At 36.9% G+C, this 21,108-nt stretch carries 15 protein-coding genes; 4 read left to right on the forward strand and 11 right to left on the reverse strand.

Annotated elements, in window-relative coordinates:
* Nucleotides 1-347: 347 nt before the first annotated feature.
* Together CRI88_RS14015 and CRI88_RS14020 are read left to right on the forward strand one after the other, a co-directional pair.
* On the forward strand, nt 348-1,109 hold the full coding sequence (locus CRI88_RS14015; protein WP_036123522.1) for a TerC family protein: 762 nt from the start codon (nt 348-350) through the stop codon (nt 1,107-1,109).
* A gap of 201 nt (nt 1,110-1,310) precedes the next feature.
* Nucleotides 1,311-1,820, forward strand: a complete 510-nt coding sequence (locus CRI88_RS14020) for a ferritin (RefSeq protein ID WP_101966761.1) — start codon at nt 1,311-1,313, stop codon at nt 1,818-1,820.
* 184 nt (nt 1,821-2,004) lie between these two features.
* Here the strand turns inward: CRI88_RS14020 and CRI88_RS14025 are convergent, their stop codons facing one another.
* From CRI88_RS14025 to CRI88_RS14060, 8 genes are all read right to left on the reverse strand, one after another.
* A complete protein-coding gene (locus CRI88_RS14025; RefSeq protein ID WP_101966762.1) occupies nt 2,005-3,186 on the reverse strand; it encodes an iron-containing alcohol dehydrogenase in 1,182 nt (393 codons plus the stop codon).
* A gap of 17 nt (nt 3,187-3,203) precedes the next feature.
* Nucleotides 3,204-4,049: an AhlS family quorum-quenching N-acyl homoserine lactonase gene (ahlS, locus tag CRI88_RS14030; protein ID WP_374703119.1), complete on the reverse strand. Its 846-nt coding sequence runs from the start codon at nt 4,047-4,049 to the stop codon at nt 3,204-3,206.
* Nucleotides 4,050-4,070: 21 nt separating this feature from the next.
* A complete protein-coding gene (locus tag CRI88_RS14035; RefSeq protein WP_058844549.1) occupies nt 4,071-5,492 on the reverse strand; it encodes an aldehyde dehydrogenase family protein in 1,422 nt (473 codons plus the stop codon).
* A gap of 94 nt (nt 5,493-5,586) precedes the next feature.
* Complete coding sequence (locus tag CRI88_RS14040; RefSeq protein ID WP_231745076.1) at nt 5,587-6,594, reverse strand: LacI family DNA-binding transcriptional regulator; 1,008 nt, start codon at nt 6,592-6,594, stop codon at nt 5,587-5,589.
* A gap of 71 nt (nt 6,595-6,665) precedes the next feature.
* Nucleotides 6,666-7,886: an RtcB family protein gene (locus CRI88_RS14045; RefSeq protein WP_036128319.1), complete on the reverse strand. Its 1,221-nt coding sequence runs from the start codon at nt 7,884-7,886 to the stop codon at nt 6,666-6,668.
* Nucleotides 7,887-8,376: 490 nt separating this feature from the next.
* Nucleotides 8,377-10,227 carry a dynamin family protein gene (locus CRI88_RS14050; RefSeq protein WP_101966763.1) on the reverse strand — a complete coding sequence of 617 codons (1,851 nt, stop codon included), beginning with the start codon at nt 10,225-10,227 and terminating at the stop codon, nt 8,377-8,379.
* 287 nt (nt 10,228-10,514) lie between these two features.
* Complete coding sequence (rbsK, locus tag CRI88_RS14055) at nt 10,515-11,399, reverse strand: ribokinase (protein ID WP_058844547.1); 885 nt, start codon at nt 11,397-11,399, stop codon at nt 10,515-10,517.
* A 244-nt stretch (nt 11,400-11,643) separates the two neighbouring features.
* Nucleotides 11,644-12,084 (reverse strand): Lrp/AsnC family transcriptional regulator, encoded by a 441-nt coding sequence (locus CRI88_RS14060; protein WP_036128330.1) that lies wholly within the window; start codon nt 12,082-12,084, stop codon nt 11,644-11,646.
* A gap of 236 nt (nt 12,085-12,320) precedes the next feature.
* On the opposite strand from CRI88_RS14060, the gene CRI88_RS14065 reads away from it, so the two are divergent.
* A complete protein-coding gene (locus tag CRI88_RS14065; RefSeq protein WP_101966764.1) occupies nt 12,321-13,529 on the forward strand; it encodes an MFS transporter in 1,209 nt (402 codons plus the stop codon).
* Between the two features lie 376 nt (nt 13,530-13,905).
* Here CRI88_RS14065 and tnpA read toward each other — a convergent pair whose 3' ends face one another.
* On the reverse strand, nt 13,906-14,331 hold the full coding sequence (gene tnpA / locus CRI88_RS14070; protein WP_101966765.1) for an IS200/IS605 family transposase: 426 nt from the start codon (nt 14,329-14,331) through the stop codon (nt 13,906-13,908).
* 588 nt (nt 14,332-14,919) lie between these two features.
* On the opposite strand from tnpA, the gene CRI88_RS14075 reads away from it, so the two are divergent.
* On the forward strand, nt 14,920-16,632 hold the full coding sequence (locus CRI88_RS14075; RefSeq protein ID WP_101966766.1) for a methyl-accepting chemotaxis protein: 1,713 nt from the start codon (nt 14,920-14,922) through the stop codon (nt 16,630-16,632).
* 138 nt (nt 16,633-16,770) lie between these two features.
* Here the strand turns inward: CRI88_RS14075 and CRI88_RS14080 are convergent, their stop codons facing one another.
* Complete coding sequence (locus tag CRI88_RS14080; protein ID WP_101966767.1) at nt 16,771-20,001, reverse strand: collagenase; 3,231 nt, start codon at nt 19,999-20,001, stop codon at nt 16,771-16,773.
* A gap of 506 nt (nt 20,002-20,507) precedes the next feature.
* The gene (gene leuD / locus CRI88_RS14085; protein WP_058844543.1) at nt 20,508-21,098 is read right to left on the reverse strand and encodes a 3-isopropylmalate dehydratase small subunit; all 591 of its coding nucleotides are present in this window, start codon (nt 21,096-21,098) and stop codon (nt 20,508-20,510) included.
* Nucleotides 21,099-21,108 lie beyond the last annotated feature (10 nt).

Consider the following 21,108-nt stretch of genomic DNA (forward strand, 5'->3'; position numbering starts at 1 on the left):
GAAAAGTATTTTTTCCCCATAGCAGTATATTTTTATTTACTTTCATTTTGTCACATGCTATTATAAAAGTAAGAATTGAATAGCTTTTGACTTTATTGTCAAAGGGGAGTAGCTAGCAGATGCGATCGATGCATCTGATTTCACATTCGTCATTACATGGTATCTTACCATCGGGTGTGTTGGCATTTTTTGTCACACAGAATTTATTCTGTGGAATGAACAGTTAATTGCTTAGCAAGACCTTTGCCTGTTTTTTAGGCAGAGGTCTTTTTCTTTTGCTTAAAATAGGGAAAGAATAAGTTAGCAAGCCATTCATTTCTGTTCAACAATTAAAGGAGGAAATACATTTGGAGGCAATTATTTTAGAATACGCATGGGTACTTGTCGTATTAATCGTACTAGAAGGTTTGTTAGCTGCTGACAATGCTGTCGTAATGGCTGTTATGGTTAAGCATTTACCAAAAGCTCAACAACAAAAAGCTTTATTATATGGATTAGTTGGGGCATTTATTTTCCGCTTTGCCGCACTATTCCTTATTACAACACTCGTTAATTTCTGGCAAATTCAGGCAATTGGTGCTGCTTATTTATTGTTTATGTCAATAAAGCATATTTATGATTCCCGGAAAGCCTCGCAAAACTCCGAGGAAGTACAAGAGCCTAAAAAGAAATCTGGCTTCTGGATGACAGTTGTGAAAGTAGAGCTTGCTGATATTGCATTCGCAGTAGACTCTATTTTAGCAGCGGTAGCGATTGCTGTCACACTACCACATATCGGTGATTTTGATATCGGTGGCATTAATGCAGGTCAGTTTGCTGTTATGTTCTTAGGTGGTATTATTGGTGTGATCATGATGCGTTTCGCAGCTCGTTGGTTTGTGAAAGTTCTTGATAAATTCCCATCACTTGAAACAGCTGCCTTTCTAATTGTTGGTTGGGTTGGTGTGAAACTAGCTGTGTTAACACTGGCACATGAGAAATTAGGCGTGATTCCACATGAATTCCCGCACTCGACTATTTGGAAAGCCATTTTCTGGATTGTTTTAGTTGCTATCGCACTTGGTGGCTACTTAATCGGTGTCAAAAACCAAAAGAAACAAGAACAATAAGACAAAAAACATCGCTTCGATTCATGTCGAGGCGATGTTTTCGTATTTCCTTCAAAGGAAAACGTACAAATTTTCTAATTGAGAACTAATATCAATTAACTTTTGCACAATTTGCCTCGAAAATTAAATTTTTTGTATGTAACCCCCTTTACACTGTATACTAGTAAAGAAGTCATTTACTGCAAAAGGAGGAAAACTTTTATGTTATCTGAAAAATTACACACAGCTCTTAACGAACAAATGAATTTTGAATTTTACTCTGCCCATGCTTATATGGCAATGGCAGCCTATTGCACAGACCAAGATTATGATGGCTTCGCTAACTTCTTTTTAGTCCAAGCCGAAGAAGAACGCTTCCATGCCATGAAATTTTATAATTTCTTAAGTGATATGGGCTATCGTGCAACAATACAAGGCTTTGAAAGCCCAGGTAATCATTTTGATTCGATTTTAGACGCCTTTAAAACAGCTCTATCGCACGAAAAAGAAGTAACACGACGCATTTACAATTTATCAGACATTGCTTTAGATGAACGTGAGCATGCGACTATGGCATTCTTAAAATGGTTTATCCATGAGCAGGTAGAGGAAGAATCAACATTCGATACATTAATCCGCAAAATTGAGCGTATTGAAAATGACTCCAATGCTATCTTTATGCTAGATGCAGAATTAGCTTCGCGTACATTTACACCTGATGCTGAAGCATAAAACATAGTTTTTTTTAAAATCATGAATCATTAGCTAAGAAATGACAAAAGCTACGAAGTTTCATCATAGAAGCTTCGTAGTTTAATTTTTGTACTATAAACAGCTAATTCTGTAGGTGATCGTAATAAAAATCATAATCTGCATAAAAAAGAAACGTCAAAAATCAACGTTTCTCTTTTCTTAATTATGATTGTTTAGGCTCTCGAACTTCTCCATCAAATGCAGCTCGATAAATAGCATAGATATCTTCTCGTTCTAGTAGCATCGGGCTTCGTGCTAAAATTCTTGTTTGTTTCGTTGCATCATCCGTTAATTGTTCTAAGGCTTGTTCTGGTATATTAAATCCTTTTAATGTGGAAGGAATATTAACATCTTGAACGAGTTTTTGTAATGCGTCGACGCATTTATAGGAAGCCTCTTCTTGCGATAAATAGGCAGATGCTATACCCATTGCATCTAAAATATCTTTCAGACGTTTTTCACAGCTTTGACGAATATAGCCCATAACATATGGCAATAGCACTGCATTGGAATCACCATGTGCAATATGGAATTGGCCGCCAAGTGGATAGGCTAACGCATGGACACCCGCTACACCAGCATTAAAGAATGCCAAGCCTGCTAAATAGCTGCCATAGCTCATATCTGTTCGAGCCTGCTTATCTTGCCCCTCATGGACAGCCGTTCGAATCGAATGACTAATTAATCGAATAGCTTGCAGGGCAAGGGCATCTGTTACCTCGTTCGCATTCACTGATACATAAGCTTCAATGGCATGTGTGAGGGCATCCACACCTGTAGCAGCCGTTACCTTTGGTGGTAAAGAAATCGTTAAAGCTGGATCTACAATTGCTACATCTGCTAATAAATAATCATGTGTTACGACATCCTTCGTTGTGTCGAGTGATAGCACAGAGATATTCGTTACCTCTGAGCCTGTCCCAGAAGTAGTTGGAATTAAGATTTTGGGCAGCCCTTTATTGTCCAATGTTTTTGTCCCTGTTAGGTTTAAATAATCTGCGACTTGTCCCTCATGTGTTGCTAATACAGCAGCGAGCTTTGCTAAGTCTAATGCACTTCCCCCACCTACACCAATGACTAAATCGAACTGATGATTTCGAGTAAAATCTACAAGCTTTTCGCCAATGGCAAGCGGTGGCTCTGGTGCAATTTCCGTATAAATAGTGGTTGTATACCCCTTTTCAATTAAAGGTTTTTCAACATGATTTGTTAACCCTATTTCTTTTAATAATGGATCTGTCACAATCAAAATATTGCGCGCGTTCAATTTCTCTACCTCTATCAGGAGCTGACTTAAGCTTCCCCAGCCGGTATAGCTTGTAGGTGTAAAGGTTAATTTATGCATGGCTTCTCTACTCCTATCTATTCATAATAACCTTCTGTTGATTTTCTAAATGATTTAAATTGGACAGGATCATGGCCAAACCATACTTGTGAATTCGTTTCATTTGCTAATCTTCGAATCCGTTCAACCGTCCCATTATAGCCTACAGAGTCATAGATAATGCCTGGTGGCTTAACGGGAGGACCAAAGCTTTCAGCCGTATAAATAGCATCCGAGGCTAAAATGATGCCTCCTGTATCGGGCATCTGTATATGCAAACCGAGCATACCCCAAGCATGCCCACTACCAAAATTCAATACTTGGATTCCTTCTGCTAGCTTCACTTGATCCTCGCCACGCTTAATTAGGCGCCATTGTAGATTGTTTTTAATCCACATATCAATGTCACCCCAAACATACGCACCGTCTTTGACGTTTCGTGCATAGGTTTGTAATGTACCGTTAAATTCGTCTTCTTGCACAATAATTGTTGCATTTGTGAACAATTCTAAGCAGCCTGCATGGTCGAGATGCAAATGGGATGCGACAACATATTTGATGTCCTCTGGACGAACGTTTAATTCTTCTAAGCGATGATGCAAATAGCATTCTTCTGGCATATTAATAGGAAATGCCTTTTGCGTAAATTCACCCCAACGGCCATCTGGCCCCATAGAATTTGGATTACACGCTGTATCAAAGAGAATTTTACCCTCTGGATGGTCAATCAGCACTGTATAAACAGGGAATTCCACAAATTCATTTGGTTGGTTTGGATGATCGATCGTTGCTGGATTATGCATGGCAATCATATAGTTTTTATCCATTCGCATCGTACCATTGTCCATTACATACAATTTTGGGTGTTGTTTGATCATTTTCATGTTTCCCATCTCCATTCGTGATTATTGGTTATTCCAAATTACTAGCTTCATTTCCGTCATTTCCTCTATTGCATATTTAATGCCCTCACGACCTGTGCCACTTTCCTTCACACCACCGTATGGCATATGATCTACACGATACGTCGGAACATCATTAATAATGACACCGCCAACCTGTAATGATTTCGTGGCTTGGAAAGCAATCTCAATAGAAGGTGTAAAAATCCCTGCCTGTAAGCCATAATGGGAATCATTGATAGCTACTATCGCATCCTCTATCGATGAGACTGTATTCACCGTAACGACAGGTGCAAAGATTTCCTCACAGGACACACGGCTTTGTGGTTGAGCATTATATAAAACAGTAGGTAATAAAATGTGATTCTCAATGCGACCACCAGTTATAATCTGTGCCCCTTCCGCAACTGCCTCTTCAATCCATTGATAGGCTCGCTGTTGTTCAGCTCGTGAAATCATCGTCGCTAAATCCGTCTTGCTGTCCAGTGGATCACCCATTATTAGCTGTTCTATTTTTACTTTCAGCAGCGATAAAAATTCGTGAATCATACTCTCCATAACATAAATACGCTGCAATGAAATACACACTTGACCTTGATTTGAAAAAGCTCCCATCACAATGCGATCCATTATACGGTCGAGTTGGACTCCTTCATCAATAATAACGCCTGCATTCGAGCCTAATTCTAATGTTACTTTTTTCAAACCAGCTCGATTACGTAAGGAAATGCCTACTGCAGGGCTTCCCGTAAACGTTATCATTTTAACGTGTGGATGTGCTAAAAACATATCCCCTACTAATTTGCCTTGTCCAGTTACAAGATTAAATGCTCCTGCTGGTAAATTGGTTTGGGCTAATAACTTGGCTAAAAAATGAGCAGATAATGCTGTTTGTGTGGCAGGCTTCAACACAATGGTATTGCCTGCCGCTAACGCTGGCCCTACTTTATGGGCTACTAGATTTTGCGGAAAGTTAAATGGCGTAATCGCTGCCACTACACCTATTGGTTCCCGTAATGTATAGGCAAAACGCCCCTCTCCATTTTTCGAGGCATCCATCGGAATCATCTCACCCGTAAGTCGCTTCGCTTCTTCAGCCGCAAATTTATAGGTTTCAATGGTGCGATCAATTTCTGCATAGGCATACTTTAACGGCTTCGCTGATTCCAATGAAATAATGTTTGCTGCTTCTTCCCGATGTTCCGCAAACAGCGTGGCTAAATGTTCCAATATCTCTGCGCGTTGAAAAGCGGTTAAAGCAGCCATTTGAGGAGCTGCAGCCTGCGCACTTTCAATGGCCTCCTGTACATCCTGTTCAGTAGCCATCGCAAATTGTGCAATCACTTCCTGTGAGTAAGGAGCTTGCACCTCCATCCAGTCAGCGGTCATCTTCCATTCCCCGTTGATCCATAAGCCCTTTTTCAAAACTTGTGTCACTCCTTTCTTTATGGTTACGTATTCATTTTAGAAAATAAAGAAATGAATACGTAACCATTTTAGTGTAAAAAACAAACTGACATTACATCAGTTCATTTTTACACGTTGTATTTCTTGGGAAAAGTTTAACAGACTCTGTTTGCTGGATGCAAGTACTTTTTTTTTCCATGATCTCAAATAATTTTTCGATGGCCATAAAACCAAGGTTTTCCTCTGTGGTTAAACCAACTGTTGTTAAAGCAATAGAATGATGTTTACTCAGCTCGACATTATCAATACCTATGACATTAAAATCCTTCGGAACCTGAAAGCCTCTTTCCAAACAAAGATTTAATATTTCAATAGCGATAGCATCTGTAGCTGCGCAAATAGCTGTTGGTCTACTAGCGAGTTGTAAAAGTTCCTCAAAGGCACGTTCAATATCCTTTTTATTAGTATTCGTTAAAAAAGTAGGCACGGCTTTGGCCTCTATCCCATGTTCCTTTAAGGCCCGTTCAAATCCCTGATAGCGCCCATAAAAAGTACTCATTTGATGGGGCCCACCTATCCAGCATAAGGATTGATGCCCTAACGATAAAACATGATTGGCTGCAAGATAACCAGCATGCACATTATCAATCTCTACAAAATGTCTATTTTCTTGATGCTTACGATTAAACATAATAAACGGGATACCTAGTTTTTCTAGTTTAAAAAACAAATCATCTTGGTACAGCATAGAAGATAAAATGATCGCGTCTGCTTTCGTTTCCAAAACCGCATTATAAATTGAATGTAAATTATCCTCTGTTCCAAAATAGACATTGACTTTATAACCACGTGCATTAACATAATTCACGATTGCTGTTGTTGTATCAACAAAAAAAGGGTTGTGTAACGGCCCCGAAATCAATGTTATAATGCCTGTTTTTTTCTGAACAAGCGATCTTGCTATATCATTTGGCACATAGTTTAGTTCCTCAATCGCCTTCATTACTTTTTCAATTGTTTTTGGCTTTACCAGCTCTGGCGTATTCAACACCCTAGACACGGTTGTTTGTGAGACACCAGCATGCTTTGCCACATCTTTTGAAGATACCAAAAAAACCACCCATTTCATCATTGTAAAGCTATATTATACCATTTATAGCATAATGGTAATAGGGAAGACCAATTATTGGTTTAGCCCTTTCGTTCATAGGGCTTAGCTGCTTCACTCGCTTTAAAATTGTAGACGGGTTGAATAACTTTTACAATATCCACTGTTTCCCCAATAGCAGCTGTAATTTCTGCCATTGGCTTATAGGCCATTGGTGCCTCATCCAATGTTTCTTCGTTAACAGATGTTGTCCAAACCCCTTTCATCGTGTCTTTAAAATCTTCCATATTCAACGCTTTTTTAGCCGCTCGACGTGAGAACATGCGCCCTGCTCCATGCGGTGCTGAATAATTCCATTCTGCATTGCCCTTCCCAATACAAATAAGAGAACCGTCTCGCATATTCATAGGGATGACAAGCTTTTCTCCTTTATTAGCACGAACAGCCCCCTTACGAAGGGTCATTGTTTCTGTCTCAATATAGTTATGGATCGTATCAAAGGTATCTACAAAATGCCAATCCATCTGTTTAGCAATCGTTTCTGCAATCGTCCAACGATTCATACGTGCAAACTGCTGTGCAATCTTCATATCGTGAATATAGTCATGGAAAGCTTCACCTTCTAAATAGGCTAAATCTTTCGGAACTGGCGGGTGTTGTTCCTTATAGGCTTGAATCATCGTTTGAATCTCCTGTTCCCGTCCTTGCTGCTTAAGCTCTACTATCTTTTCAGTCAAATCTTGTCGACGTAAATTTTCATAAGCTCTCTTTTGATGCCAATTGGCAACCTTTGCCCCTACATAGCGTGAACCTGTATGAATCAATAAATAGTAGTGATTGTCTTCATCCTTTGCCAATTCAATGAAATGATTGCCTCCACCAAGTGTCCCTAATGATAGATTGGTATAGTCATCTTTCAAGCCGCTTGCTCGAAATTGTTTACCTTCAAACTCTAAAAAATGTCGATTGGGTGATACTTCTTGATGAATGTCCTGCCCACTTGGTATATGTGTTCGAATAATGGTATCGAGCTTTTCATAATCCACTGTCGATACATTTAATTGAGCGACTAATACACCACAGCCTACATCTACACCGACAAGATTTGGTACAACACGACCCTGTAATTGAATGGTTGTGCCAATAACACAACCTTTCCCCGCATGATAATCTGGCATAATCCGTACCTTAGTACCTGCCATGAAAGCCTGATCTGTCAGCTCTTGAATTTGCTCGATGGCAGTTTGCAATGCTGTTTGTGCATAAATTTTGGCCTCTGTGTAACGACCTTTAATGTCAATCATGTCTATCCCTCCTTCCTATTTATACGTAAAAATGGAATGAAATGTTTCGTAGTGTTGAAAAACAAAACCATCCATAGCATTTTTGTGAAGGGTGAAAATGGGTTTCCGTTGCAGGCTACTTACTTTCCACTCCATAAAAATGTTTCTTTTTAGCAAAGGTTTTCAAATAAAGTGAAGGGTATTCACTACTCTTTATGGAGGGGTGTTATCATTCATCATTTTTCCATATTGAAAATAAGAGACTATCCTTTCTCTAATCATACAAATAATGGGCTATTTTGTTTACTAGGGCTTGGATAAAAGATAAGAAACAGATACTTTTACACATGGTGAGTGAAGCGGCTCATCGAACGCTTCCTGAAAAGGACGCAAGCAGAACGGCCATCAATCCCTCGCCTTTCAAAATGGCTGCTGCTGCCGTTGACATCACCTGTTCTCAACAACATGAAACGTTCTAAAAGATTATACTTTTAGAACGTTTTGCAAAGGCTTATTCTTCATACTGAATAGCTAATTTCTTTGGTATTTCTGGTATATCGTTTGATTTTACATCTTCTTCTTTTAACGTAAGCCTTTGTAGTGCGTACTTTTCTTGCACATCAAAAGGTATTGCAATACTTTCCATTTTATTATGCATTTGACTTCGTGCAAGTAAGCCTTTGTTGGATAAATCAATAGCTAGAATAGCCTGAACAGTTTCCTCTAGCATTTCAAGATCCTTCGTTTTCAGCGGCATTTGCTCGTTCATTAAAAATGGTTGAAGCTGCTCTTTAATATAACCCTGCGCTTCAATTAAGCAAGAAAATTCGTTTAACTTTTCAGCATAACGCTTTAATTGGCGCTTCTCTTTTGCACGTTGTTGATTTAATTCTTGTACTTTTTGTTCAATACGATGCATGCGCTCTTTCACTAAATCCACTAAATAGGCTTGTATACCTTGCATCATTTGTAATACAGTGGCTTCCGCTTGCTGTACTTTGTCATATTGAGCGACACAATCCAATTGCTGCTCATTTAATTTTTGAACTCTCTCTTTGAAAAATTCATTTTGTGTATGCTGACCAAAAATAGCTTTCATAAGCCCTTTGCCATGAATTTTTTTATGCTGCGCATCCAAGCGCTCATATTCACGGGAATATTCACTATGCATGTTGCGATATTCCCGTAACATTTGTTGGTAATACACAGCCATTTCAGTAAACTCTTCCACCTTATCATCCTGTAAATAATCATGTAGCGAGATCGTTTGTAACAGCTGATATAATGTTTGAACTTGTTTAAATGTATTCGCTACCTGCTCGTATTCTTGCTCATATTCTTTAACAATTGCTAAATCCCGTTGATAGCGAGAAAATTCATATTGGGTATCGCCTGCATATTTCTCAATATTCTCTACAGCAGATTGAAAAGGATCACGTTGTGGAATTACAGTTAATTCGAAGCGGAATCGTTCAAGCCATTGCAAGAAGCGGATTAAGATGGCGTAGGTTTTTTTATCACTATTTTCAGCCACACGATGGATGTGGGCAATTAAATGATCGTACTGGCTTTTTTGCCAAAGCTCCTGGTTGTCCGTTTGTTTGGCTTCTAGTGCATCGGTTGCTGAAACCGCTACAAAATCACTCATTAAATGACCAATACGTTGTTGTTCTGAGCTCATAAATGCTGTAGCATGCTCATCGATATCAATGCCATTGATGACACATAAAGGTTCTACCCCTTTATTTTTTAATGCATCTATCAATAATAGTTCGGCATCAATCGCCATAGAACCCGCACGCAGCACCCAGAAAATTTCATCGACACGGTTCATAAGCGCTTCTGAGAAATAAGCCATTTCGCCTCCACCTGCTTCTAATGAGACAGAATCGATAATAGTTACCGATTTTAATAAATCATTTTTCAAATAGACTTCAAGATAATCTAAATGTTCCCGTAAAATCTGAGAGGCAAACGTATCACCAGTTGTCAGTAGCTCTAGTTTACTCATATCAAATATAGCTACAACGCCATCTAAAAAATAGGCTTTAATCTCTTCTTGTTCACCATAGCGTATAAATGTATTTACACCTGTTGGATGCTGATCATCAACTGATAATATTTCACGTCCAAGAAGCCCATTGACAAGTGTCGTTTTGCCCACTCTCTCTTTTCCGACTACTAAGATCATCGTTTGGTTATTGGCATCTTGAATAATCCGATTTAAATGTTTCGCTGTATCTTTCACATATGTATTTTGCACAATGATGCCATACAAATGTCGCAGGTGATCAACAAATTGTGGCAAAATATTATTCGCTGAGGTTGTATATTCGATTGGCGTGTTGTCAATGTTCGTCATCCTCAAAACCTCTTTTCGTATGTATCTATAAAACTATTATAAAGGAAACCATGGCTTTTCTAATACATGGATTGATGAAAAGAGGACAATGTACTTATGTGATTATATAGTAAATAGGAATTCATCCTTATACTTATTCGATGTCTGCTCCATATATGAGCGGTTACTCGGACTAAAGGGAACAGCGTACCCCTCTGAATTCTACTAATTTTAATAGAAGTATGAGGTATTATCATTTTTATTTACCTCTGTTTTTCTATTGCAATGACCTTTCTCCTAAATGAAGTCTATTCCTCTACTCCAGCCATCCGAGCGTAAACAGCGCCAAGTGTTGGCATGCCGCCTTGTGCACCAAATTTTTCTACAGACAAGGAAGCAGCAATATTGGCGAAGTATACGGCCTCATCCAACGATTGTCCCTCTACTAAAGCATAGGCTAATGCCCCATTAAACGTATCTCCTGCTCCAGTTGTATCCACAGCTGTCGTCATATAGCCTGGTACATGGATTGGATAGGAGCCATCGAAATAACATGCACCATCACTACCTCGTGTCAAAATTATTTTATTAGGATACTTTTTTAAAAGCTGCTCGAACGGCTCATTAAAAATTTCAGCACATTCTGTTTCATTTGGCGTTAAATAGCTAATATCCTCCATCCATTGCATATCAAAATTGGCTGCTGGTGCAGGATTTAATAGGACAGAAACACCTGCTTCTTTACATAATTGAATGGCGTAGGCTGTCGTCTCCTTTGGGATTTCAAGCTGTATGATTACCATTTGACTTTTTTGTATCAATTCCTTAGAAGCTTCAAGGTGAGATGGGGATAACGCATAGTTTGCTCCAGGTACAACAACGATTCGATTATCGTCATTGTAAAGAAGAATATTGGCAATGCCTGTAGGAGAAGAAGTACTAGTTACAATCGCATCTGTCTGAATCTGCTCCTGCTGTAAAGTGGCTTGTAATGCCTTACCAAAATAATCCTCACCTACACAGCCAATCATTGCCACTTCACTGCCAAGACGAGCTGCCGCAACTGCTTGATTAGCCCCTTTTCCTCCAGGGACCGTTTGAAATGCATTGCCCAGAATGGTTTCCCCTTGTTTTGGAAAAGTATCCATGTGTACAACTAAATCCATATTTAAACTTCCGATCACTGTAATCATCAATTTCACTACCTTTCTTCTTTTTGATTAGCAGAAAAAGCTGAAATGAACACAATATTGTATTCATTTCAGTAGCTAATTTTATAGTAATATATTTGCAAAAACCGAAAAATCATCTAGATACTTTTCTAATATATCCAATGAAATCACTTGATAAGCAGAAACAGCAGTAATTTGAAATCCTGCATGTTCATTAAGTTTTCTATTGGAGCACTCTGGAAAAATTGAAAAGCCTCTCTACTTGTTACTCAACACTTAAATTTGGTATCAATGACTTGTTTTCAATAGGTGATGATAAGGAAATCAATGTAGTGGAATCGCCATACTTCATACTATCATTTTCAAATAATTCAAGTTCCTTTGTTGATTCAACTACTACTTTAATCAAATAATTGTATTCTCCGCTAATTCGGTGACACTCTACTACTTGTGAGGCCTGCTTACAATAATCAACGAAATTATTGCACTTTGTAGTCCGGAAAAGGACAAACGCAACAGTGGATTTCCCAACTTTTTCATTCGAAACTATAGCTCTGTAGCTCTTAATCACTTCTTGTTCTTCTAGTCTTTTTACCCTCTCTGTTATTGCTGGTTGAGATAATCCTATTAGTTTTCCAAGGGAAGTCATTGACAACCGAGCATCTGATTGTAAACGCATTAGTATATCTGCATCAATACTATCCATTTAAGCACCCCTTCATTTATACGATACTGACATTTCACAATTAATAGCTAATTTAACTAATCCTATTGTAAGGTGTCTATGCCTCCTAGATTATTATATTATACTTCAAATGCAATATCATCAAAATACATTAATTTTATAGCTAAATACACAATAATATCTTTATTATCAAATGTAAAATCAAAAATGACATTAGTATAATTAATCCTATCAACTAATCAGGAGGTCTTTTATAAATGAATAATAATGATTTAACTAAACAAAATGAAAAATCTGTTGCAATACCTTCAGAACGTCTCCCTTGGGCCGGTTTAATTGCACTAGCTATGGCAGGGTTCATATGTATCCTTACCGAAACTATACCAGCTGGTTTATTAATACAGATAAGTGAAGGACTCGCTGTGTCCGAATCTCTTGCAGGTCAACTTATTACAGCTTATGCTCTTGGCTCACTAATTGCAGCTATTCCTATAACCACTGCAACACAAGGGTGGCATAGGAAACCCTTGCTGCTTTTATGTATTATTGGGTTCCTTGTATTTAATACTATTACAGCCCTTTCTTCTAGTTTTACCTTAACTATAATAGCTCGATTCTTTGCGGGTGTAACGGCAGGCGTCCTGTGGGGAATGAGCGCGGGATATGCACGACTTATGGCGCCAGAGTTACTTAAGGGAAGGGCAATGGCAGTGGCCATGATTGGTACTCCTCTTGCATTAGCTTTTGGTGTTCCTGCTGGGGCATTTCTCGGTTCCCTTGTTGGCTGGAGATCTGTTTTCGGAATAATGTCACTCTTAGCAGTATTATTGATTTTATGGATTATCTGGAAAATCCCTGACTTTCCTGGGCAAACATCTGAAAAGCGAATGACCCTGCTCAAGGTTTTCATTACCCCTGGAGTTCGTCCGATTTTATTTGTTGTATTAGTTTGGATACTTTCTCATAACATACTTTATACTTATATCGGACCATACCTCTCCGAAGCAGGTCTTGCGCAACGAGTTGATTTGGTTTTACTCGTTTTCGGTATTGCATCTTTAGTTGGAATTTGGGCTATTGGTATATTCATTGAGCGTATACTACGTACTTTAGTGTTAATGAGTCTAGCCGGATTTGGATTGGCATCATTATTATTAGGTATCGGAATTAGTCACCCTACTATCATTTACATTGCTGTAGCTTTATGGGGTTTAACTTTTGGAGGAGCAGCAACACTTACGCAAACAGCAATAGCAGATAATGCTAAAAAAGGTGCAGATATTGCCCAATCAATGCTAGTTACTGTTTGGAACCTCGCTATCGGTGGAGGGAGTGCAATTGGAGCAATCCTGATGGAATCATTTGATGTAGTATCTTTTCCATGGGTAATGTTTATCCTCATTCTTCTTGGATTTCTAGTAGCGTTTCGCGCAAATGTTTCTGGGTTTCCTCAAACAAAACAATGATTAAATCAGGATATTCCTTGAAACACATAGCCATTTCGTTGCGGCTTTATTTCAAACATCTTATCTTTTTTTGTAAACACTGCAACTTTATTTCAAAGGTATATTGTATTGCTATTTAATCAGAGCGGCTGGGACAAAAGAAAAAATGTTAGACCATTTACAAGTTTGGTCTAACATTTTTTTGCGTTATTAGAACACATAAACTTTAATAAATCACAAAAATAACATTCATTTTTTGCTTTTTCTCAATAAAATGAGTTATGTCCCAGCCTCTTGCTCTGCGCGTGAAACGCTGGGGTACTGGCCCATGTCTAAAGACATTCTGAATGGTCTGCCAACCGCACTCCGTTTTCAAGCTACCACTAAAGTGGTCTTATTATTTTCGTTTGTTTGCTTTTATTTCTTCTCCTGTAAAAGGATCGATGAATTCTTTCATGGTCATTTGATCCTCAAGAATATCCTCTTGTAATTGATTTTTTATATATTCCTGAATGATTTTATTTCCATATTTGTATTTCAGGTTCGCATGTCGATCGAATATCATTAAACTACTTTTCCCTTTCAAATATCCCACAAACGATGAAACACTTAGTTTGGGTGAAATACTCACCAACATATGAATATGATCAGGGCAGGCTGTTGCTTCTATAATTTCTACTCCTTTTCTTTCACATAACTGGCAAAGGATTTTACCTATGTCTGCTTTGATTTGTCCATAAATAATCTGCCTGCTATATTTTGGCGCAAAGACAATGTGATACTTACAATTCCATGTTGCGTGTGCTAAACTTTTATTATCCATTTGGATCTCCTTTCGTACGAAGTCGGTTGACCAGACCTGAATTCATTGTACGATTGGGGTTTTTTTCTTGTCCCTAGCTAGAAGTTCTTTAGAACCCCTCGCATAGCAAGGGGTTTTCAAAAGATACAATAAAACAGCTTCGATTTCTCGGAGACTGTTCAGACTGTCGACAAAAGGAAGCGAGAAGTTCATACTCGCTTCCTTTTGTCATTTTTCATTATGTTTAAAAATGGTCATTCACTACATAATAAACATACTCTTTAAGCATAAAAATTCTTTTAAGCTGCCTGCCATGTTTAACATAAACCATCTCACCTGTAGTAGCGTTCCTTCATTTGTCCATATGTTAAATTTTCAAGAGATAGTTGATATAAGAGGGTTTGCGGTAAGCCTTTTTCAAATACGAAAATGAACAGCTAACAAAACCTAGAAAATAAGGAAGTTCACCAACTAAGGTAATATTTTTAAAACAATGAAAATGAAAAAGCTATAGTAATACCCTTGTTCTAAATCATATTGATTAACTACAACTAAAGTACTATAATTAATTTTAAAATAGAGATAATAAAAAGAAGGTGGTAAGTGTCTATGGGTCAACAGCAGAAAAATGGTAGAGTCAGAAAAGGAAGCTTAAAAAATCGTATTATTGGAATATCACTTTTACTGTTTATTTCGATTATCAGCATCAGTTCCTATTTAAATATTAAGACAGTTAAAGAAAATGTTTCAGATGCTTTATTAGAAAAGAGTATACAGCAGGTCGATGAAATTGCACGTCAAGTGGAGAATATTCTAGTTTCTAACTCTAATCCTACAGTGGAACTGCAAAATTTCGTTGAAAACAAAGTACAACAAAATGGAATTGCTTATGCAGTTGTCATTGATAAAAATGTTACGGCAATTGCCCATAGTGATAAGGAGAAAATAGGTAAAAACTATGAAGATGATTCCTACTCTGTAGATGGAGCGAAAAATGGGAAAACGATGACTAGTAGATTTTATGCGGATGTTCAGAAAAGTTGGACGTTCGATATAATGGTACCGATTTATATAAATAATACGCTTTACGGATCTATGGATGTAGGTATTTTCGAGGGTGACATCACAAAAGTTACGAATGCCATTTTACTAAAGGAAATTATTACAGTTGCTGTTGGCTGTATTTTATTCATTATTTTAATGATTTTTATTTTAAATAAAATGTTCAAACCTTTACTGTTAGCAGTTGATAAATGCAATGACATGGGAAAAGGAGAATTCACTGAGTTAATCCCCCCAAATATAACAACTAGAAACGATGAAGTAGGTAAGCTTACATATGCTTTAAATGAGATGCAAAATCACTTTGTTGATTTACTTAATGAAATCAGTCTAACTTCGAATAAGGTTACTGCATCATCTGAAGAACTGCGAGATGCAACCAGTACTTCTTTAGAGTCTTCAAAGGATTTATCATCTGCTGTTGAAGACATTGCTAAGGGAGCTGTGGAACAAGCAAAAGATACCGAATACGGGACTGCAAGTATTGGAGAGCTAGGAGAATTAATTGAAAGTAATCAGGATCATTTAGAAAATTTGAATCTATTTGTCGATGAAGTAAGCCATATTAAAGATGAAAGCTTACTCATATTAAAAGAGCTTGTTGCTAAAACAGAAGAAAATAATAAGGCAGCAAAAGAAATTTATGACATCATTCTCACGACAAACGAAAGCTCTGGGAAAATTCAAAATGCAAGCCAGATGATAAGAACCATTTCGGAACAAACGAATTTATTAGCTTTAAATGCGGCTATTGAAGCATCTAGAGCTGGCGAAGCTGGAAAAGGATTTGCAGTTGTTGCGGACGAAATACGAAAATTGGCGGAGCAATCAAATCAATTCACTAAGGAAATTGCCACTGTTATAGGAGACTTAACAGCAAAAACTGGACAAGCTGTTCAGACTATCCAAGAAGTGAATCATATTGTCAATTCTCAAGCTACAAGTGTTAAAACTACGAATGGCAAGTTTGAAGATGTTGCAAACTCTATTGAAAAAATAAAAACGGTCATTGAGGAATTATATAACTTAGGCAATAATATGGGTGAAAAGAAGGACGAAGTAATAGATATTCTACAAAACTTATCTGCCATATCGGAAGAAAATGCAGCTGGTACGGAAGAAGCAGCCGCATATTTACAAAATCAAACAAACTCCATTTATGAAATTGCCAATTCCAGTGAAGAATTAGCAAAGTTAGCTAATAAAATGCAGGAAAATGTCTCAAAATTTACGATTCAAACAAACTCAACTCGATTGTAAGAACAAAGCCCAATTTCTCTATTTAATTACAGAGAAATTGGGCTTTTTAAACTAGGAATGTCTTACGTACACTATTTAGTTTTCAATGCTACTCGTCACACTAAAAACAAGAATTTTCGTTTATCTTAAAAAATAGTATTAGTGTACATTAACAGTATATGTTCCATTTTCATTATCAAATTTATAAATATATAAATAATACTTTCCTGGTTTTGCATTTAATTTTCCTTTTATAATACTTCCATCTTCCTGTCCATAGGAAGTGTAATTTTGCATATCAGACTCATGATAAAGTACCCATGTCATGCCAATTTGATTTTCATTTACGACAGAAATATCTATTTCTTTTGGAGATGTAACATCGAATTGATATATATCCGTATTATCATCATCAAGCAAGCTACCTTTTATTGGCATATTAAATGGCATTATAGTCGCTTCTTCGGGATGATTATTTGGTTCTATCTCTGTTTGCGCTCCATTCCGTACATTTACTGTATATGTCCCGTTTTCATTATCAAATTTATAAATATATAAATAATATTTTCCTGGTTTTGCATTCAATTTTCCTTTTATAATATTCCCATCTTCCTGCCCATAGGAAGTGTAATTTTGCATATCAGACTCATGATAAAGCACCCATGTCATGCCAATTTGATTTTCATTTACAACAGAAATATCTATTTCTTCTGGAGACGTAATATCGAATTGATATACATTCGTATCCTTATCAATCAAACTACCTTTTAGAGGCATATTAAATGGAATGATAGTCGCTTCTTCGGGATGATTATTCTCTTCTGTCTGCTCCCCTCTCCGTACAGTTACAATTGTTTTAGCTTTACTTGCTATTCCCTTATCATTTTGCACTGTTAATATCACATTATATGTTCCTTCATCTTCATATACATGAATAGGGTTTGCCTCTTCACTTGTTTTTCCATCACCAAAATCCCAAAGATAAGAAACGATATCTCCATTGTGATCTTTTGAACCATCGCTTTTGAACTGGATTTTTTCATTTTTGATTCCAGTATATGGACCATTTATAGATACAAAAGGCGCTTGATTTTCTCCCTCATCCGTCGCAATGCCATGGAAAACAACATCATATTCAAACTGGTTTGCCGCATTCACACGGTAGTTTACAAAATACGCTGTCGCTGTTTTATAGCCGCTCCATTCTTTTTGCGACAGTTGCTCCAATACTTGGTTCACTTGCTTACTCATCGTTTTCCAATCTTGAGATTCACCTTGTGTTTCACTACCTATATACGTGCCTTCGAGTGTAAATGTATTAAAAAATTGAGATTTATGTTTTGTCATATTTCCATTTTTCATGTTAGCAATATCGACAATTTCTTGCTCCACTTCGTCTAACGCTTTTGGTTGATGTTGCACTAAATAATCTTCTGATACTTGTGGTACCTCGTATTTTTCTTGATTATCAATCAATTGCTGCATATAGGCTTGGTATTCCGCATTTAGTTGTGGATCTTTACTTAAAGTGTCACGATACGCATCATAATTTTTCACATCGTTCGCTCGAATTAAATCTTGAATCCTATCAAATGTATCAAATTGGTGATTATACATATAAGACTGCAATGCAAATGAATAGTTATAAAAATCCCATGATCCATATTTTGCAAACATTGTTTGTTCAGCTGTATAGCGTTGTGATGGATCCTCCGATAATCCACTAATAATACTCTTACGTGGAACAATGTCATTTGTACGCGTTGATCCAGCGAAAAATTCTGCATTTCCTTCCTGGAACCATGTTAGTCGCTCGTTTTGGTACATATCACCTGTTCCGAATAAACCTGGAACCTCATACCTACCCTGTAAATAATGTGTATATTCATGACGGAACAACTCTTCTAAACTATAAATACTTTGCTCTGGCGTCCGTTCATATGTAAAGAACGTTCCATTCTCTTCAATATAAATACCACCATTATTTGTTTCATATCCATACAATTGACGGTTTAATCGATATTGATCTGGAGAGTTATAAATGACTACTGTTAAGACATCGTCAGCATTACCTGGTTCTAATGCTTTATCATTCCCAATTACACGATGATATTGTGCTTTTACTTCTTTTGCAGCCCAGTATAATCTTTGAATTTTGTCTTCTGTTACTTGATCTCCCGTTTTAAATACAATGGATCCATCATCAAATGTATATGTTTTCGGTAGATACTGCTCCTTTCCTTCTTCACGTACTTGCTGTAAATCTACTGTCTTTCCACTATAGTCTTTTCCACCATAATTTGTAGTAATTTGCTCTACTGCTACAAAATAAGCTTCACTTAAATATGGATACATTTGCATCGCTTGTGTAACAACTTCTAAACCTTTATTCGGATTACTATGGAAGCCTCCTAAACGCCCTGCATAATAAATGCCATTATTGATTAACCAACTATTGTTATCTGTCACATTATGTATAAGAGCAATTTTATTAACTTCATTTATGAAGCTATCAATTTTGCCATACCACATCGTCGTATTAGCTTCTTTACGAGTATCATATAAATACGACTGTAAGTCATAATCAATGCCATGTATTACATCGTATATAGCTTGTCCTTTTGACGACTCGTCTTCAAATGTAGAGAGATTTTCGTTATACTGCTTTAAAATCTTCGTAGCAAGTTGAACTGTTTCCGCATCACTAGAAGCATTACCTATTAATTTCCCATAGGCAGATACTACTTTATCTTGTTCAGCTGTACCTAGTTTAAAGTTCGGATTCTTAGCTATTTCTTTTAATGCTGGTAAACACTTATCTTGGAAACTTCTCTCGTTTAAATAACCTAGTTCGTTATTATAAAATGCTACATAAAAAGCCGAACGCAATAGCTCAACAAATGTTTCAATCCCCTTTGAATCATCTTTCGTAAAAGAACTTCCTCTTTTCCCCAATTCATTAATAATCACTTGCATGCGTTCTTCATTTTGATAGAAAGCTTTTGTTTCCTCACTGAATTGGAACAAGTCTGTTATTTGATACCACCGAATATTTCCTAGCGTATCAATTAGCTCACGATCGTTCATTTTATTAAGCTCTGCCATCGAGTACTTTTCCTGCAATTGCTTCGTATCAGCCTGTTCTATAATTGGAGCTGGATGTTGCGAAAAATCTCCAATTTCCAAACGTTCATCAAATGATAATGTTTCATCAGCCTTTGTAGAGTGTACAATTTCATCTTTCGACGTTTCTATGCCAATTGGTTTCATTTGTAATACATTATAGGGCGTTTTTTCTGCTGCTGATGCTTCTGCTTGTAACCCTCCTAACGACAGTGCCATTGTGCTAATCCCAATTAACACTTGATTGAATTTAAATTTTTTCTTCATAATAAGTCCTCCTATAGTACTACATTACTTATTTGGTAATATATTTATTATTTGGTACTATATTACCCATTTTAAAATAACATATTATGTAAAAATATCAATAGATAATGTTATATTTAGGAATTTTTTCTTTTATAATTTGAACACTAAGACACAATTAGACCATAGAACTTAGTACCTTCCATTTATATATGAGTATGGGGAAGCTAAACATTTCTTTAATAGACAAATCACCAGAAACTCATTCAACATCATATTTGGGAATCGTCTGTGGAGGAAGCCGAACATTTACGACATGAGAATGAAGGGATTAATACTTGGATGTTAGGCTGAAGAGAGGTTTTCTACTAGATAAATAAACGAAATCAATAGCAGTCTCTAGTTTTCATACTAAATGATCTTTGGGTGCTAATTGATCCATCAGTAGTGGAAATCAACAGCTTTACTTTATTTCACTGTAAAAGAAAAAACTGAAGACAACATAAAGTTGTCTTCAGTCTATCAAGTTAATAGGCTATCCGCTTTGCTTCATAGGCAGCAATATGGTCTTCGTATTTAAAGGTTAAGGCGATTTCATCCCAGCCATTGAGTAACGTTTCCTTATAATACGGATCAATCGAGAATTGATACACTGTACCATCTTCACCCGTTACAGTTTGCTCTGCCAGATTTACTTCCATTGTGTACGGCTTTGCCAAACCTTTAGCCAGAATATTATCGCATTCGGCTTCTGTTAGCTTAATAGGTAAAATTCCATTTTTAAAGCAATTATTATGGAAGATATCTGCAAAGGAAGGTGCTATTACTACATTAAAACCATAATCTAAAATGGCCCATGGTGCATGCTCACGAGATGAGCCACAGCCGAAATTATCTTGTGCTACTAGAATTTTTGATGCTTTAAATTCAGGTTTATTTAATACGAAGTCTGTTACTTCATTGCCTTGCGCATCATAGCGCCAGTGATAAAATAAATACTGCCCAAAACCTGTGCGCTCAATGCGTTTTAGAAATTCCTTTGAAATAATTTGATCTGTATCGACATTTTTACGATCAAGTGGTGTGATGACACTATTGACGATATTAATTGGTTCCATTTTTACTCAT

This window comes from Lysinibacillus fusiformis (genome assembly GCF_002845985.1).
Lineage (GTDB): Bacteria > Bacillota > Bacilli > Bacillales_A > Planococcaceae > Lysinibacillus > Lysinibacillus fusiformis_D.